The sequence below is a fragment of the Iodobacter sp. genome, from assembly GCF_025352645.1.
In the GTDB taxonomy this organism is placed as follows: Bacteria; Pseudomonadota; Gammaproteobacteria; order Burkholderiales; family Chitinibacteraceae; genus Iodobacter.
This window is the reverse complement of sequence record NZ_JANXSO010000100.1, coordinates 1-17,015: the sequence shown is the minus strand read 5'-3', so window position 1 is coordinate 17,015 and position 17,015 is coordinate 1. Positions and strand designations below refer to the sequence as shown.

The following is a 17,015-nucleotide window of genomic DNA, read 5'->3' as shown; positions in this document are numbered from 1 at the left end:
TGCGGTAGTTCAGTCTAAACACCTACAATTTAAAGACGAGTTCTTGTTGGGTGTTTCTGTCAGACTTGCAACAGAGTGCAAGCTGAGGCCAGTGTTGGTGGCGGGAAACATTGATTAAGGGCTTAAAAGGGGATATAAGTCATGAGTGTGCAAGGAATCGATCAGGTTCTTAGCGAGCTAAAAGCGATGTCCGCGCAAGCGGGTGGACAGGCTACCTCGCAAGTTAAGCCTACTACCGGTTCACCTGATTTTGCAACAATGTTAAAGTCTTCCTTAGATCAAGTGAATCAGGTGCAACAAGACGCGCAAGCTCAACAGCTCGCGTTTCAGTCAGGAGCGCCAGAAGCCAATTTGCAAGATGTAATGGTATCCTTGCAAAAAGCTAGCCTTTCTTTCCAAACCATGGTGCAGGTGCGCAATAAGCTAGTCAGTGCTTATCAGGAAGTCATGAATATGCAGGTCTAAAGCCTAGGCTAGCCTGAGTATTTCATGAAAGCACTGATGAAATATTTAGACTAGAATTTAGACAGGCTGTTTAAAGCCTGCATAGGATTTTGACGTATGGCAGAGGTAAGTGCAGCGGCAGATAATAATCTGATTACAGCAAGAGGATTCGGGGTTGCGCGTGAGCGCTTCGCTGCGCTTTCCTCTGGGCGTAAGATTGGATTAATGGTTGCCGTAGCCGCAGTGATTGCGCTCATCGTGGGTAATTTTCTTTGGTCTAAAGAGCCTGCCTACCGCGTTTTATTTACCAATATCCCTGATAAAGATGGCGGTGCCATCGTTCAATCGCTGCAACAAATGAATGTGCCCTATAAGCTTGATCCTGGCGGCACCATTTCTGTGACTGCTGATAAAATATATGACGTTAGATTAAAACTTGCGGCGCAAGGATTACCTAAATCAGGTAATGCGGGATTTGAGCTGTTAGATAATCAAAAATTTGGCGTATCCCAATTTGCCGAGCAAGTAAATTACCAGCGCGCAATTGAGGGTGAATTAGCGCGCTCAATAGAAACGGTTGCCTCGGTGAGTAAAGCTCGCGTGCATTTGGCCATGCCTAAGCAAACCGTATTTTTGCGCGATCAGCAAAAGCCCACTGCTTCCGTGATGCTGACTTTACATCCTGGGCGCATATTAGATGGCGGCCAGGTGGCAGGCATTATCCATTTAGTCTCCTCTAGTATTCCTGAATTACCCATTAAAAACGTGACTATTGTGGATCAAGATGGCAATTTATTATCTAAATTGCCGGAAATGAGCCAAAACAATTTAGACCCGCGTCAATTACTTTATGTGCAACACGTAGAGAAAGGTTTTGTTGAGCGGGTAGAAACCATTTTGGCTCCGCTGGTAGGTAAAGAAAACGTAAAAGCCGAAGTGACGGCGCAAATTGATTTTGCTGAGGTTGAGCAAACATCAGAATCGTTTAAACCGAATTCGCCACCTAATAGCTCGGCGATGCGCAGCCAGCAAACTTTAGATTTACAAGGTAAGTCTACTAATGAGTCTGCCGGTGGCGTGCCGGGTGCATTATCTAATCAACCGCCAGGCGCAGCTGCTGCACCTATTACGGCTCCTGTGGCATCGGGCGCATCTGAAGCAGCGAGCGGCGGCAGTGCCAATAGCCGTAAGGAAGCCACGATTAATTATGAAGTGGATAAAACCATCCAGCATGTAAAGCAGCAGGTGGGTGGCGTGAAGCGCTTATCTGCTGCGGTGGTGCTTAACTATAAGCCGGGTAAAGATAAAGACGGCAAAATGACTTATCTGCCGTTTAGCCCACAAGAAATGACTCAGATTAATAATCTGGTGCGAGAAGCGATAGGGTATAACAAAGAGCGTGGCGATTCGGTGAATGTGGTGAATGCTGCGTTTGCGGATTCTTTGCCTCTTGAAGAGAAGAAAATTCAAGAGAAGGCTTTGGCTTATATTCAAACCAACGCTATGGATGTGGGCAAGTTAGCGTTAATTGCTGTAGTTGTATTGTATTTGTTGCTGTTCGTTTTGCGCCCACTCATGAAGGATATGGCCAAAACTCGCGAAGAAGCGCGTATTCAAGAGTTGGATTTTGGCGAAACCCTAGGGCCAGATGGTGAGAAGCTGACTGACGCTGAGCAGAGCCCAGAAGAGGATGAAAATAGAAACCGACAGGCTGCCTTTGCTGAGCTCTTACAAAGGGCTAAAGAGCTGGCAAGAGATGACCCACGGATGGTGGCTATTATCCTGCGTGAATGGATGCTAAATAGCGGTGACAATAAAGGCGGCGAGCCGAATAAAAAGGGATAGGTAACTCTATTTAATAGTAAAGTGGCCACTTTTTAAGCTGCCGTGCATAAGCAAGCTCAACACCATAGTAAGAGCGTTGGGCTCCATATATTTAGAATCAAGCTGTAAATTCACAGACCTCAGCATTGAGATGCGGCAGGAAATTATAAAAAGATGCTGTAATGAGATGTTTAAAGCCTTGAGGAGTAAACCATGGCTGCTGATTTAAAGGACGAGGGGGTGCGCAATAGCGCCCTTTTACTAATGACTTTGGGCGAAGATGTGGCCGTTGAGGTGTTTAAGTTCTTGGGCCCCAAAGAAGTACAAAAGCTAGGCTTTGCGATCGCAGGGATGGATGGGGTAAAGCGCGAAGAGGTGGATCTCGTGGTTGCCGAGTTTGTTGCCTCAACACAGAATCGAGCCAATTTGGGTGCGGCGGATGAATACATTCGCTCGGTATTAACCAAAGCTTTAGGCACGGACAAAGCTGCTAATTTGCTCGATCGTATCTTGCAGGGTAATGATAATAACGGTATTGAATCTTTAAAATGGATGGATTCATCTGCGGTTGCAGAGCTGATTAAAAATGAGCACCCGCAAATTATTGCCACCATCTTGGTGCATTTAGAATCCGATCAGTCTTCTGAAATCTTGAGCTGTTTTGTAGAGCGGCAGCGTAATGATGTATTGCTGCGGATTGCTACCTTAGAAGGCGTGCAGCCAGTGGCCTTAAAAGAGCTGAATGATGTTCTGACGCAATTGATGTCCGGCTCCGATAAAGTGAAAAAGAGTGCTATGGGTGGTGTACAAATGACCGCCGATATCCTCAACTTTATGGGCGGTGTGGTCGAGGCATCGGCGATTGCCAGTGTGCGTGATTACGATCCTGAGCTGGCGCAAAAAATTCAAGACAAGATGTTTACCTTCGATAATATTCTCGATATTGATGATCGAGGTATTCAGTTATTGATGCGAGAAATTCAATCCGATTCCTTGGTTATCTCGCTTAAAGGCACCAGCCAAGCGCTTAAAGAAAAAATCTTTAAGAATATGTCTTCCCGCGCTGCAGAAATGCTGCGTGATGATCTAGAAGCGCGTGGCCCCGTTAAGTTGTCTGAAGTGGAAGCGGAACAAAAAGAAATCCTTAAAATTGTTCGACGTTTGGCCGATGAAGGTCAGATTGTCTTGGGTGGTAAGGGTGATGAAGGGCTGGTTGAGTAATGAATGTTTTGAAAAATCCATTTTTTGTCGCTTACCTGAGATTATCGACATTAAGGGATATAAGCCTTAGGGGCGCTGCTTGCAGCGCCCCTACAGCATATTGGCCTACATGCAATATGTGGCTTTGTTTGAGCAAGAGCCATCATCAGGTAAATAGATGCAGCGTCGTGTTTTTTCAATTGTGCCTTTTCTTATTTAGAAATACAGGCTTTTCGAGACCCTCTAATGAGTAATCCACGCGTGATTCCACGCGAGCAATTAAGTGCTTGGGAAAAATGGGAATTAGCCTCGCTTAATGAAGCAGAGGCAGAAGTGGCTGCAGAGTTAGCCGAAGTAGTCTTGGAAGATGCTATTTCCCTTGAGGAAGCTGAAGCCAACCTTGAGGCGGAAGCAGAGCAAGCATTAGAGTCGCCCGCTGAGGTGGAGGAGCCTGCCACCTCTGATATGCCTTATCCAACTGCAGAAGAAATTGAGGCTATTTCACAGCAAGCGCAAAGCGAAGGTTTTGAAGCGGGCTTAGAGGCGGGGCGCTTAGTGGCAGAAGACGAAGTGAATCGACTACGTGCCGTGCTAGCTAGCGTTGAATCCACCTTGCAAAAAGCAGAAGCGGTACTTGCCAATGAAGTGCTGGATTTGGCTGTTGTGATTGCACGGCAAATGGTGCGGGAAGAGTTAAATGATTCACCAGAACGGCTTTTGCCCATTGTGCGTGAAGCCTTAGCCAGTATGCCTGCAGCACGATCCCCATCGCGGGTGTTTTTAAATCCTGAAGACTTAACCGCCATCTCTGCCATGTTGGGTGGTGAAATGCCGAGTGATACTTGGCGATTCCTCGCTGATGCGCATATGCAATCGGGTGGCTGCCGGATTGAAACTCCAGATTCTGCGGTTGATTTATCTTTGCCAGTACGCTGGCAAAATATATTGCGGGTTTTAGGCCGAGACGGACGTCCTGATCTGGTTTGGAATGCGCCTGAAGCTTCTACTGAGATCGCTCCATTGGATAAAGTGGCAGAGCCTACGCCGCTTAATCTGCCAGATGTTGAACCAGAGCTTGATGGAAAAGTAGCACCGTCGCCGCTTGAGTCGCCAGATGTTGAGCCAGAGCTTGATAAAAAGGTAGCGCCGTCGTCGCTTGAGTCGCCTGATATTGAGCCAGAGCTTGATAAAAAGGTGGAGCCTACGTTGCTTGAGTCGCCAGATATTGAGCCAGAGCTTGATAAAAAGGTAGCGCCGTCGCCGCTTGAGTCGCCTGATATTGAGCTAGAGCTTGATAAAAAAGTGGAGCCTACATCGCTTGAATCGCCAGATGTCGAACCAGATGTCGAACCAGAGCTTGATGAAGGGGTAACTCCGCCGCTCAATATTGCACAGGCTGAGCCAGCGCTATCTACTGACGCTGAGATCGAGCCTACTCCTGTTCAAGACTTTGAACCCACTGTTGAAGCAGATAAGCATGACTGAGGCATTGCAAGGTTGTAGCCAATATCTGGCTGATTGCAAAGACGCGGTGCGCTGGATGCGGCCATGGCTGCCTCGTGGCCGCTTAGTGCGGGTATCGGGTTTGGTTTTAGAAGCCGTGGGTTTACGCCTTGCCATTGGTGCATCTTGCGATGTCATGACACCAAGCGGTGCATCGGTAGAAGCGGTAGTGGTGGGTTTTCATGAAGAGAGGCTGTTTTTGATGCCTATCGCTGAGATTTATGGCATAGAGCCGGGTGCGCAAGTTGTGCCGCATGAAGACATTGAAGCATGGGTTCCAGATTATGGCCACCCAAGGCCACCACAGCGGCGTTTAGAAGATCACGGTCGGCAAATGCCCGTAGGCTGGGGCTTGCTTGGGCGAGTTTTAGACGGCCTAGGCAGGCCGCTGGATGGCAAGGGGCGCATTGAGCACGATGACTATATGCCACTCTTTGCTCGTCCCTATAACCCAATGACACGAGAGCCGGTTCGTCATGTGATGGATGTAGGCGTGCGGGCGATTAATGCCATGCTCACAGTTGGGCGTGGCCAGCGTTTGGGCTTATTTGCTGGCTCGGGTGTGGGTAAATCGGTGCTGCTTGGCATGATGGCGCGCTATACCACCGCCGACGTGGTGGTAGTGGGCTTGATTGGCGAGCGTGGCCGCGAGGTGAAAGATTTTATTGAGAATATTTTGGGTGATGAGGGCTTAAAGCGCTCGGTGGTGGTGGCTGCTCCCGCCGATACGCCGCCCTTGCTGCGTTTATATGGTGCAGCTTACGCCACATCAATTGCCGAGTATTTTAGAAACCAAGGCAAACACGTCTTGCTGATTATGGATTCGCTCACGCGTTACGCCATGGCGCAGCGTGAGATTGCCCTAGCGGTGGGCGAGCCACCGGCCACCAAAGGCTATCCGGCTTCGGTATTTGCGCGCTTGCCTCAATTGGTAGAACGGGCAGGCAATGCAGAAGAAGGCGGCGGCTCGATTACCGCCTTCTATACCGTGTTGTCCGAAGGGGATGATCAGCAGGACCCAATCGCCGATAATGCGCGGGCAATTTTAGATGGTCACTTTGTGCTTAGCCGCCAGTTGGCCGAAGCAGGGCATTACCCTGCTATTGATATTGAAGCATCGATTAGCCGCGTGATGAACGACATTATTTCCCCAGAAGAATTTGCTGTAGTGCGGCGCTTTAAGTATCTCTACTCTCGCTATCAGCGCAGCCGTGATTTGATTAGCGTGGGGGCTTATGTGCCAGGTACTGATTCTGTTTTGGATGAAGCTATTCGGCGTAATCCTAGTTTTGAGGCATTTCTGCAGCAGGGAATTAGCGAGTGCGAGCGCTATGATGGGGCTAGAATGAAGCTTTCACAGTTATTAATGTGAGCTAAGCAGGAGTTGTAAACGTGGCCCAGTTTCGGTTTGCTTTTTTATTAGAGCTGGCAATGGATGCCCGTGAAGATGCGGCACGGCGGATGCAAGCTTCGCAGGCGCTTTGGTTGAGTGCTCAAGGTAAGCTGGATCAAATTGATCAATATCGGGTTGAGTACCGAGCAAAATTGTTAAATAACGGCCAAGGCGGTATGGGCATTTCGCAGTGGCGTGATTTTCAATTGTTTTTAGCCAAGCTCGATGATGTGGCATTATCACAGCAGCAAGATATTAATCGTCTATTGGCGATCTATGAAAGCCAGCGGGATGCATGGCTTGAATGTGAAAAAAAAGTAAAAGCCTTTGAGGCTTTAAAAAAGCGCCATTTAAGCGTCGAAATGCAAAAAGAATTACGTAATGAACAGCGCATAAACGATGAGTTTAATACGCGGCCAAGGCCACGTTAATTTAGCCTGTGGTATTTATTTGGCATGCCGCTTATCCACCCATAAGCTGAACCAAACTAAGGATAAGATGTGGATAAGTCAATTAGATGGCTGATTTATATAGATAAAAATAGTCCGCTTAATTTTTAATCAATTCTATTGTTATTTTTATATTATAAAGAAGAGCTCGGCTTATTTTAACGCATTTAAGCCAAGCTCTTTTTTAGTGCTTTGGGCTTCCCGCTGCAATTCTATCCATCACAGCAAACAACACGCCTGATACAACAAAAGTCAGATGTATACCAATCAGCCATGCCAGTTCGGTATGGTCTGTAGATTTGATATTCATAAAGGCCTTGAGCAAATCAATGGCAGAAATCGCCACAATCGAGCCAATTAACTTTAGTTTTAAATCTGCATAACTCACCTTGCCCATCCAAGAGGGTTTGTCGACAGATTGGTGAGCGATATCGAGCTTAGAAATAAAATTCTCATAGCCACTAAAAATCACAATCAACAAAAGATTGGCGACTAAAGTCACATCCACCATACCTAAAATGGCAATGATTAAATTGCCGTCCCCCGTGATTAGCGTGTTGAACATGCCAAAGAGCTCTTTGAGCATTTTGGCAAACAGCGCAACCAGCCCCAAGATCAGTGCCAAATAAAAAGGCGCAAGCAGCCACCTGCTCTGAAAAATCACCTTTTCTAATAACTCTTCGATACGGCTTTGCATTTTGTATACCCCCAAATAAGGCGTAATCATGGGGGCTTGCTGCGCCCAAATCAAGAATATCTCTGTTGCTGTCAAGTATGAAACCCGCGCGGCATACCTCGGCCAAGTTAGGTTTGCATTGCTTCAAATCAAAGAATTTATTATAATTTCAGTAATTACTGAAAATTGGAACAATCCATGAATCTCTCACCAATCAACGAGCGTTTTGTGCTGCACTTTGGCGAAATGGGTAGCCGCTGGGGGGTTAATCGCACCGTAGGGCAAATGTACGCGTTGCTGTTTATTTCGCCTAAGGCTTTAAATTCTGATGAAATTGCTGAGCAACTCGGTTTTTCCCGCTCGAATGTCAGTATGGGGATGAAGGAGCTGCTGTCGTGGAAGCTCTGCAAACTAGTGCATAAACCAGGCGATCGGCGTGATTACTTTGAAACGCCAAAAGACGTGTGGGAGATCTTTAGGTCTTTAGTCGAAGAAAAACGTAAACGCGAGATAGAGCCAACACTGACCTTGCTACGTGATGCCCTGATGGATGAGGCCACTTCGGATGAAGATAAGCACGCACAAAAGCGTATGCGTGAAATGCATGAGTTGATTGAGTTGGCCACAGGCTGGTTTGATGAAGTGCAGCATTTATCCCCAGAAACGCTAGAAAACCTAATGCGCTTAGGTTCAAAAGTGCAAAAAGTATTGAGCTTCGCAGGGCATTTTCGCCCTGGCAACCGAGAGGAATAAAAGATGCGAATCAACAAGCGTTTACCTTTGTGGCAGGAGATCACCGTGGTGCTGCTGATAAAGATGGCCTTGTTATTTGCCATCTGGAAATGCTTCTTCTCTGAGCCTGTCGCCAAACATATGTTGGTGCCACAGCCCATGATGACCGAGCGCTTTTTGGGCACGGCATCCAGCCCATTGCCTAAGTGACGCTGGGCCCTGCTTAGAATTAACCCTTAAAAGGATGTCTTTATGATTCCCGCTGCTGAAGTGGTGGAATTATCGCGTATGCAATTTGGTTTAACCGCGATGTTTCATTTTTTATTTGTTCCGCTCACCATGGGGCTTTCATGGATTTTAGTGATCTGTGAAGCCGCCTATGTCATGACGGGCAAAGTCATTTACAAAGACATGACGCGTTTTTGGGGAAAGTTATTTGGCATTAACTTTGCCATGGGTGTGACCACAGGTTTAACGCTGGAATTTCAATTTGGCACCAATTGGGCCTATTACTCGCATTATGTGGGCGATATCTTTGGTGTGCCGCTCGCTATTGAAGGCATGATGGCCTTCTTCTTAGAATCTACCTTTGTGGGTTTATTCTTTTTTGGTTGGGATCGGCTTTCCAAGGTACAGCACTTAGGCATTACTTTCTTAGTGGCATTGGGCTCTAATTTATCTGCCCTGTGGATTCTGATTGCTAATGGCTGGATGCAAAACCCAGTCGGTGCAGAATTTAATTACATTACTATGCGTATGGAATTAGTCAGCCTTGCCGAGGTGTTCTTTAACCCCGTCGCCCAAGTTAAGTTTGTACACACGGTGGCGGCGGGTTATGTAGCGGCATCCATGTTTGTATTGGGGGTTTCGAGCTGGTATTTATTAAAAGCCAGAGATACTGGATTTGCATTGCGCTCATTCGCTATTGCATCGGCTTTTGGCCTTGCTTCCATTTTGTCCGTCATTGTTTTAGGCGATGAATCTGGCTACACCACGGGCGAAGTGCAAAAAGTAAAATTGGCTGCTATGGAAGGGCAATGGGATACCCATCCTGCACCTGCACCGCTGACGCTATTTGGTATTCCTAATCAAAAAGAAGAGCGTACAGATTATGAGGTGAGTATTCCTTATGCATTGGGCTTAATTGCCACCCGCTCAACCACTGAAAAAGTCACAGGCATTAAAGACTTAAAAATAGAATACGAGCAAAGAATTATCAGTGGTATCCAAGCCTATGGTGCATTAACGCGTTTAAAAGCGGGGGATAAATCGGCGCATGATTTGTTTGAAGCGCATAAGGCAGATTTAGGTTTTGGTTTATTGCTAAAGAAATACACCAGCAATGTGGTTGATGCAACGCCTGCCCAAATTAAAGCAGCGGCTGCGGATACCATTCCTAATGTAGCGCCTATCTTTTGGTCTTTCCGCATTATGGTGGGGCTAGGGATGCTGTTTCTGTTTATTTTTAGTATGTCGTTTTATTTCTTGGCACGCCGTAATTTGGCACCGCAGCGATGGCTATTGCGCCTTGCCGTGCTGTCGATTCCACTGCCTTGGGTCGCGATTGAGGCAGGGTGGCTCGTGGCCGAATATGGCCGTCAGCCTTGGACGATTTCAGGGATTCTACCTACCTTTATGTCGGCATCGGCGCTGAGTGCAGGGCAATTACATTTCAGCATGATTGGTTTGGGCTTGATGTATTGCAGCTTGTTTGTGATTGAAATGTATTTGATGCTGAAATATATCCGGCTTGGGCCTGCTAGTTTGCATACGGGCCGTTATTTTGGTGAACAAACTGCTGTGCACGCTTAAGGAAAAATCATGCTTGACTATGAAGTTTTAAAGTTGATTTGGTGGGGGCTGATGATTTTTCTTCTGATCGGCTTCACCCTCACCGGTGGCTTTGATTTGGGTGTGGCGATTCTATTGCCCTTTGTGGGCAAGACTGACGATGAACGCCGCTTAGTGATTAATTCAGTAGGGCCCACTTGGGAAGGCAATCAGGTGTGGTTGGTTACGGTGGGGGCGGCTTTATTTGCAGCCTGGCCACTCTTGTATGCGGCGGCGTTTTCCGTGATGTATGTGGCCTTGATGTTTGTGCTGTTTGCTTTGTTTTTACGCCCAGTGGGTTTTGATTACCGCAGCAAATTAGCTGATCCCCGTTGGCGTAATGGCTGGGATTGGGCCTTGTTTGTAGGCAGTATTGTGCCAAGCTTGGTGTTTGGAGTGGCAATAGGCAATTTATTTATTGGCTTGCCTTTCCAATTTGATGACACTTTACGTGTGAGTTATGCAGGGCATTTCTATGATTTGCTCAATCCATTCTCGCTGTATGCGGGTGTGGTCGCGATTGCTATGTTGGTATTGCATGGTGCTACCTTCCTGGCGGTTAAAACCAGAGATCAACTACAGGGACGTGCCATCCGTGCTGCAATCATGGCGGGGCTGATTTTGGCTTTGTTATTTGCGCTTGGCGGTGTGTGGGTGGGGCAATTAGATGCTTGGCATATCGATCACATGGGAGAAGTGGGGGGGATTTTAAATCCATTAGATAAAACGGTAAGCATAGTGAATGGTGCTTGGTTAAGCAATTTTAATCAATATCCGCTTGCTTGGAGCATGCCTATTACTGGGGTGGTTGCTGCATTATTATCGGCATTAGCCAGTTGGCGGCGTTTGCAGCGGATCGCCTTTTTGCTGAGTGGCTTGGCGAGTATTGGTGTGTTATGCACCACCGCGATTGCCTTATTCCCCTTTATTTTGCCTTCTACTTTAGATGCGCGCTCTAGCTTAACCGTTTGGGATGCAGTATCTAGCCAAAAAACTTTGGGTGTGATGCTGGGCGTGGTGGTGATCTTTGTGCCCATTATTACGTTGTACACCGCTTGGGTGTATCGCGTGATGCGCGGGCCGGTTACGGTGGAAAGACTGCAAAATGATACACATAGCTATTAATTTAGCAGCCGCTGTATAAATAATTTGCGCAAGAAGGAGTAGGACGATGTGGTACTTTACCTGGATACTTGGCGTAGGCTTGGCTTTGGCTTTTGGCCTGATTAATGTGCTGTGGTTTGAAAGTACCCACGCATTTGGTGGAGAAAAAGAAACAGAGGCCCAGGCGCGTTTTGAGCAACATAAAAAAAAGTAGCCTGCTTAATGCATATGGAATGCCATATTCCGGCTGAAATATAAAATTACATTCACCGTTGCTATTGAGTAAAGACAGCCCATTTATGGGCTGTTTTTTCATATGCAGCAAAGCCTCTGCCTATTTTTTTTGATTGTAATAATTTATTGCATGCCTATGAAATATTCCTTTAATACGGTAGTGTGGTATGTAGCTGGAATTTTTTAACTACATTTGTGCATTATTCCTTTTGAGCTAGCTCAATATCTGCCCGCTGAGAAGCCTGTAAATTACCTAGCCAATATGGCTAAAATTAAAAAACTAATTATTCCCAAGCTGTTTTAATTCAGGCATCGGCTATTTGTCAGGCGCTGGTATTGTAATGTTTATTTTTCTTGTTATTTAATTGCAGTGTATTGATCTTTTGATTGCCAATTATCACGGTGCAGTGAATAATCCAACGTGTTTGGTGCTGTAAGGTGTATGGACTAGTTGCATGTGCAGGCTTGTTAAGCTTCGCGCTTTAAGACTTTGGTTCAACGAGAGTTGTACTTACACTCGTTGTTTAAGCAAGTAAAAAGGGGATGTTATGAATATTCTGGGTTATTTACAGAAAATCGGCCGTGCGCTGATGGTGCCGGTGGCAACCTTGCCAGCTGCCGCCATTTTAATGGGTATCGGTTATTGGATCGATCCTACTGGCTGGGGTAGCAATAGTGCTTTAGCTGCTTTCCTGATCAAATCGGGCGCGGCCATTATCGACAATATGTCGATTTTGTTTGCCGTAGGTATTGCTTATGGGATGTCTAAAGATAAAGACGGCGCGGCAGCTTTGTCGGGTCTGGTTGGCTTTTACGTATTGACTACCTTATTGTCACCTGGCGCTGTTTCTCAGATTCAAGGTATTCCACTGGATCAAGTGCCTAAGGCCTTTGCTAAAATCAGCAACCCGTTTGTTGGTATTTTAGTCGGTGTGATTACCTCTGAACTCTATAACCGCTTTAGTGGTGTTGAGCTGCATAAAGCACTGGCTTTCTTTAGTGGTCGCCGCTTAGTGCCTATCGTGACTTCGGTGGCGATGCTCGTGCTGGCTTTCCCTTTAATGTATATCTGGCCTGTTGTATTTGGTGGCTTGGTACATTTTGGCGAAAGCATTATGGGTATGGGCCCGTTAGGTGCAGGGATTTACGCCTTCTTTAACCGTCTTTTGATCCCTGTTGGCTTGCATCACGCTCTAAATAGCGTGTTCTGGTTCGACGTTGCGGGTATTAACGATATTCCTAACTTCCTAGGTGGCGCTAAGTCCCTTGCTGAAGGTAAGGCGGTCTTGGGTGTTACCGGTATGTATCAAGCGGGTTTCTTCCCGATCATGATGTTCGGTTTACCTGGCGCTGCTTTAGCGATGTATCACACGGCTAAGCCAGAAAATAAAGTGCGTGTTGCTTCCTTGATGATTGCTGCTGCATTTTCAGCATTCTTTACTGGTGTAACCGAGCCGCTTGAATTTGCCTTTATGTTTGTTGCGCCTGCGCTATATGTCTTGCACGCCGTATTAACCGGTATTTCGGTTTATATCGCAGCAAGCATGCAGTGGATTGCAGGTTTTGGTTTCAGTGCCGGTCTGGTTGACTTGGTGTTGTCGACTAAAAACCCGTTGGCTAAAAATATGGTGATGCTGATTGTGCAAGGCTTTGCCTTCTTTGCAATCTATTACTTTAGCTTCCGTTTTGCGATTAAAGCATTTAACTTCAAGACCCCTGGTCGTGAAGATGATGATGAAGAAGGCGTAGAGCAAGATGCAACACCCGTAAGTAGCGATACCGATTCATTGGCCCACGCTTATGTTGATCTGATTGGTGGTGCTGCAAACGTAGTGGGTATTGATTCTTGCATTACGCGTCTGCGTTTAACGCTGAATGATACGGCTGTCGTGAATGAAGCCGCGGCTAAGCGCCTAGGTGCTTCAGGTGTGATTAAGCTAAATAAAAACAGCGTGCAGATCATTGTTGGTGCAAAAGCTGAGCTGATTGCAACCCGTATGAGTCAGTTATTAGCTGGCAAGGTGATTGAAGTGCCAGCAGCGGTAGCCGCAGTAAAAGTGGCAGCAGTAGCCGCTTCGGCAGCAGCAGTTAAACCCGTAACAGGCGATTTGGTTTTAGTGGCTCCAATCACGGGTGAAGTGGTTTCATTGTTGCAAGTGCCAGATGCTGCGTTTTCGAGCAAGGCCGTGGGTGAAGGCTTGGCGATTCGCCCAACAGGTAAGCTAGTATTAGCCCCTGCAGATGGCGTGATTGCTAAAATCTTTAATACCAACCACGCATTCGCACTGATTGCAGATAATGGCGCTGAGCTGATTGTGCATATTGGTTTGGATACCGTGAAATTAGGTGGTAAAGGTTTTACTCGCTTGTTAGAGCAAGGCTCACGTGTGAAAGCGGGTGATGCCGTGTTGGAACTCGATTTGGAATATCTTGCTGCAAATGCCGTATCAATTATCAGCCCAGTAGTGGTGAGCAATGTTGAGCAGTTTGATGGCGTGGTTGACTTTGCTGTAGGGCAAGTAGAAGCAGGTAAAACTGCGTTGTATACGATTAAAGCTAAGTAATTAGCTTGTAGTTAGCCGCTTGTCGGATTCATTCTGACAGGGGCTTAGATGTAAAAAAGGCGAACCTTTTGGGTTCGCCTTTTTTATTTAGGGGTACGTTGCCCTAAGCCATTAATTACCGATTAAATGCTTCACTGCATCACGTTCTTCAGACAGCTCTTTTGCGCTAGCGTCCATGCGGGCACGGCTGAATTCGCTGATTTCCAAGCCCTCAACGATGGTGTATTTACCATCTTTGCAAGTCACTGGGTAGCCAAAAATCAAATCGCTATAGCCGTATTCGCCATTAGCTGGAACACCCATGGTGACCCAATTACCATCTTCTGTGCCCAGTACCCAATTACGAATATGGTCAATGGCGGCATTGGCTGCAGAAGCAGCAGACGACAAACCACGCGCCTTAATAATGGCCGCGCCACGTTGCTGAACGGTAGGGATGAATTCTGTTTCTAACCATTTTTGGTCATTGATCAGAGCAGAAGCGCTCTGGCCCTTCACTGTAGCGTGAAATAGATCTGGATACTGGGTAGCAGAGTGATTGCCCCAGATGATCATCTTGTTAACGTCAGTGACCACGCTGCCTGTTTTTTGGGCGATTTGTGTAAGAGCACGGTTGTGATCTAGACGCATCATGGCGGTGAAGTTTGCTGGGTTCAGATCCGGCGCATTCTTCATGGCAATGTAGGCATTGGTGTTAGCTGGGTTACCCACAACCAGTACTTTTACATCGCGTGAAGCAACTTCATTCAGTGCTTTACCTTGGGTTGTAAAGATAGCACCGTTGGCTTCGAGCAAATCTTTGCGCTCCATGCCTGGGCCGCGTGGACGTGCGCCAACCAAAAGAGCGATGTCTACATCTTTAAAGGCTACCTTTGGATCATCGCTCTGCACAATGCCTTGCAACAATGGGAATGCACAGTCATCCAACTCCATAACCACGCCATTTAATGCTGGCAAGGAAGGGGTGATATCGAGTAATTGCAAGATAACTGGCTGATCTGGGCCTAGCATTGCACCAGATGCAATGCGGAATAAAAGGCTATAACCAATTTGGCCGGCAGCGCCGGTAACAGCAACGCGAATAGGTTTCTTCATGAAGGTCACTCCGATTGTGGGTGGGGTTAGCACCTCGGTGAACGATGCTGGGGTTTTCAGTAGTAAAGCGATTAAAAAGCATCACCGATTACTTTTTGCTACAAAAGTTATGAAATCAGTAAACCTGATTATTTTCTTTATTTGTAGAGCAAAACACAGCGCAATCGTGTTTCTTTTCTATGAATTTATCTGCTGACTACATCCCGCATGCTTGTATTTACACAGATGGCAGTGTGTTTTAGCTACAGCAAAAGCTTAGCAGTCAAAGTCTATCATGCACGTGATGGCTTTGCGCGCGTTTTGCTGCTATACGAAATATATTGTTGTGTATCTTTTGTCTTATATAAGACTGTAGTAGACTACGATGCTACAACATGATAAAAAGCAACCTATCTTCAATATGAGCAAACTTGCAGCCATACCCCTCTATCGTCAGGTTATTCGTGCAGTCACAACGGCAGTTGATGCCGGTGAGTGGGGAACCGATGAAAGTTTGCCGAGCGAAAATGACTTGGCGCATCGTTTTGGTGTTAGCCAAGGCACGGTACGCAAAGCTTTAGATGTACTAGTCGTTGAAGGTGTTTTGTATCGCAGGCAAGGCGTAGGTACTTTTGTAAGCGATGCCAGTGACTTTTTGGCACAAGCTTTGTTTGTGCCCTTATCTGGATATGGCGGTGAAAAGCCAAAAATTGAAATGCTCGGCTGTGTACGCATTCATGCGGGCGAGCAGTTGGCAGAAATTTTAGGGTTAAGGCGCGGTGCTGCGCTGTGGCAGGTTCGGCGTTTATTGCGTGTAGCAGGCACCGTGATTGGTTTAGAAGAAACGTTCTTGCCTGAAGCCAATTTCCCGAATTTGGAAATGCGCAGAATTCGTGAGTTACGCGGTAATTTACGTGAACTATGCTGGCGTGATTTTGGGATGCGCTTAAAAGATGGTGAGGTTCGTTACCGAGCGGTGCCGGCGGCCAGCGCCGAAGCGAGGTTGCTGCAGGTGGAAGTACACGAGCCTTTGCTGCAACTAGTGCGTTTAGCCAGAGATTTTGATGGCAAGCCACAGGTGTGGAGTGTGGCTTGGTTTAGGTCTGAGCAACTGGCTTTTCAGGCTCCGCCCGAGCAGGCGTAAAGAAGCGTTGTAAATGGAGCGATGTAGTATTCGCTGCGGCAAATTTTGTAGTTGAGTCGTTAAATAAGCGGTCAGTGTTGTAAGTGGCAAGGCTGTATTCACTGACAGAAGTAAAACTTAAAGAGGAAGTGCGCATGCAAAAAACACGCCCCAAGCACCTGGAGATAGCGAAGATTCGTCTTCCCTTACCAGGGATTATTTCCATTCTTCACCGCGTCAGTGGCGCGCTGATGTTTCTGGCGATTCCCTTTATGCTCTACGCTCTAGAAGGCTCTTTGGCCTCCGCTGAGCGTTTTGATGCATTTAGGTCCTGTATTTCACATCCCCTTGTAAAAATTGCGCTGCTGGGTATTTTGTGGGCTTTTTTGCATCACGTCTGTGCAGGTGTTCGTTTTTTATTCCTGGATATTCATAAAGGCCTTGAGCTGAAAACGGCCCGCCTCACAGCAAAAATTGTGCTGGTGGTGAGTTTGGTGCTGACGGTTCTGATTGGAGCGCTGGTATGGTAAATCGTCAATTAACAGGCGCACATTACGGCCTAAAAGACTGGTTAGTGCAGCGCGTCACTGCCGTCATTATGCTGGTTTACACTGCGGGTATTGTCGCGTTTTTGTTGCTTGCGCATGATGCTTCTTTTGCTGCATGGCAAGCGCTTTTCGCCTGTACTTGGGTAAAAGTGTTGACCACCATCAGCCTGTTTGCATTGCTTTGGCATGCATGGGTTGGTATTCGTGATATCTGGATGGATTACCTCCAGCACGTTGGTTTGCGTTTAACGATGCACGTGCTGACGCTGTTATGGCTGGCAGGTAGCTTGGTTTATATGATCAAAGTAGTGTGGGGT

Annotated in this window: 17 protein-coding genes; 15 read left to right on the top strand and 2 right to left on the bottom strand. The window is 46.8% G+C overall.

The features are described 5' to 3' along the window. Positions 1 to 141: 141 nt before the first annotated feature. From fliE to fliJ, 6 genes are all read left to right on the top strand, one after another. A complete protein-coding gene (gene fliE / locus Q0R17_RS11235) occupies positions 142 to 465 on the top strand; it encodes a flagellar hook-basal body complex protein FliE (protein ID WP_293935197.1) in 324 nt (107 codons plus the stop codon). Between the two features lie 96 nt (positions 466 to 561). Continuing rightward, a complete protein-coding gene (fliF, locus tag Q0R17_RS11230; protein WP_293935195.1) occupies positions 562 to 2,289 on the top strand; it encodes a flagellar basal-body MS-ring/collar protein FliF in 1,728 nt (575 codons plus the stop codon). 192 nt (positions 2,290 to 2,481) lie between these two features. Continuing rightward, a complete protein-coding gene (gene fliG, locus Q0R17_RS11225; protein ID WP_293935192.1) occupies positions 2,482 to 3,489 on the top strand; it encodes a flagellar motor switch protein FliG in 1,008 nt (335 codons plus the stop codon). Positions 3,490 to 3,714: 225 nt separating this feature from the next. Beyond that, positions 3,715 to 4,953, top strand: a complete 1,239-nt coding sequence (locus Q0R17_RS11220) for a FliH/SctL family protein (protein WP_293935189.1) — start codon at positions 3,715 to 3,717, stop codon at positions 4,951 to 4,953. Further along, entirely contained in the window at positions 4,946 to 6,343 is a 1,398-nt protein-coding gene (gene fliI / locus Q0R17_RS11215; RefSeq protein WP_293935186.1) for a flagellar protein export ATPase FliI, read from the top strand. Before Q0R17_RS11220 ends, fliI begins: the two co-directional genes overlap by 8 nt. A 20-nt stretch (positions 6,344 to 6,363) precedes the next feature. Beyond that, complete coding sequence (gene fliJ, locus Q0R17_RS11210; RefSeq protein ID WP_293935183.1) at positions 6,364 to 6,795, top strand: flagellar export protein FliJ; 432 nt, start codon at positions 6,364 to 6,366, stop codon at positions 6,793 to 6,795. A gap of 202 nt (positions 6,796 to 6,997) precedes the next feature. Here fliJ and Q0R17_RS11205 read toward each other — a convergent pair whose 3' ends face one another. Continuing rightward, positions 6,998 to 7,510, bottom strand: a complete 513-nt coding sequence (locus Q0R17_RS11205) for a TIGR00645 family protein (RefSeq protein WP_293935182.1) — start codon at positions 7,508 to 7,510, stop codon at positions 6,998 to 7,000. Positions 7,511 to 7,687: 177 nt separating this feature from the next. On the opposite strand from Q0R17_RS11205, the gene Q0R17_RS11200 reads away from it, so the two are divergent. The 6 genes from Q0R17_RS11200 (at position 7,688) to nagE (ending at position 13,953) form a co-directional block, all read left to right on the top strand. Then, positions 7,688 to 8,242 carry a GbsR/MarR family transcriptional regulator gene (locus Q0R17_RS11200; RefSeq protein ID WP_293935179.1) on the top strand — a complete coding sequence of 185 codons (555 nt, stop codon included), beginning with the start codon at positions 7,688 to 7,690 and terminating at the stop codon, positions 8,240 to 8,242. Positions 8,243 to 8,245: 3 nt separating this feature from the next. After that, the gene (gene cydP / locus Q0R17_RS11195) at positions 8,246 to 8,431 is read left to right on the top strand and encodes a cytochrome oxidase putative small subunit CydP (RefSeq protein WP_293935178.1); all 186 of its coding nucleotides are present in this window, start codon (positions 8,246 to 8,248) and stop codon (positions 8,429 to 8,431) included. Between the two features lie 42 nt (positions 8,432 to 8,473). Continuing rightward, a complete protein-coding gene (locus Q0R17_RS11190; RefSeq protein ID WP_293935175.1) occupies positions 8,474 to 10,033 on the top strand; it encodes a cytochrome ubiquinol oxidase subunit I in 1,560 nt (519 codons plus the stop codon). A gap of 9 nt (positions 10,034 to 10,042) precedes the next feature. Continuing rightward, positions 10,043 to 11,176 carry a cytochrome d ubiquinol oxidase subunit II gene (gene cydB, locus Q0R17_RS11185; RefSeq protein WP_293935172.1) on the top strand — a complete coding sequence of 378 codons (1,134 nt, stop codon included), beginning with the start codon at positions 10,043 to 10,045 and terminating at the stop codon, positions 11,174 to 11,176. 46 nt (positions 11,177 to 11,222) lie between these two features. Continuing rightward, positions 11,223 to 11,369, top strand: a complete 147-nt coding sequence (gene cydX, locus Q0R17_RS11180) for a cytochrome bd-I oxidase subunit CydX (protein WP_293935170.1) — start codon at positions 11,223 to 11,225, stop codon at positions 11,367 to 11,369. Positions 11,370 to 11,937: 568 nt separating this feature from the next. After that, positions 11,938 to 13,953, top strand: coding sequence for an N-acetylglucosamine-specific PTS transporter subunit IIBC (gene nagE, locus Q0R17_RS11175; RefSeq protein WP_293935168.1), 2,016 nt, complete (start codon positions 11,938 to 11,940; stop codon positions 13,951 to 13,953). A 111-nt stretch (positions 13,954 to 14,064) separates the two neighbouring features. Here nagE and Q0R17_RS11170 read toward each other — a convergent pair whose 3' ends face one another. After that, positions 14,065 to 15,048 (bottom strand): malate dehydrogenase, encoded by a 984-nt coding sequence (locus tag Q0R17_RS11170; protein ID WP_293935165.1) that lies wholly within the window; start codon positions 15,046 to 15,048, stop codon positions 14,065 to 14,067. A gap of 400 nt (positions 15,049 to 15,448) precedes the next feature. Between Q0R17_RS11170 and Q0R17_RS11165 the strand changes: the two genes are divergently transcribed. The 3 genes from Q0R17_RS11165 to sdhD form a co-directional block, all read left to right on the top strand. Continuing rightward, positions 15,449 to 16,171, top strand: a complete 723-nt coding sequence (locus Q0R17_RS11165; RefSeq protein ID WP_293935162.1) for a GntR family transcriptional regulator — start codon at positions 15,449 to 15,451, stop codon at positions 16,169 to 16,171. Positions 16,172 to 16,305: 134 nt separating this feature from the next. Further along, complete coding sequence (gene sdhC, locus Q0R17_RS11160) at positions 16,306 to 16,680, top strand: succinate dehydrogenase, cytochrome b556 subunit (protein ID WP_293935160.1); 375 nt, start codon at positions 16,306 to 16,308, stop codon at positions 16,678 to 16,680. Further along, on the top strand, positions 16,674 to 17,015 hold a 342-nt coding region (gene sdhD, locus Q0R17_RS11155; RefSeq protein ID WP_293935158.1), incomplete at its 3' end, for a succinate dehydrogenase, hydrophobic membrane anchor protein. The genes sdhC and sdhD, both read left to right, overlap by 7 nt.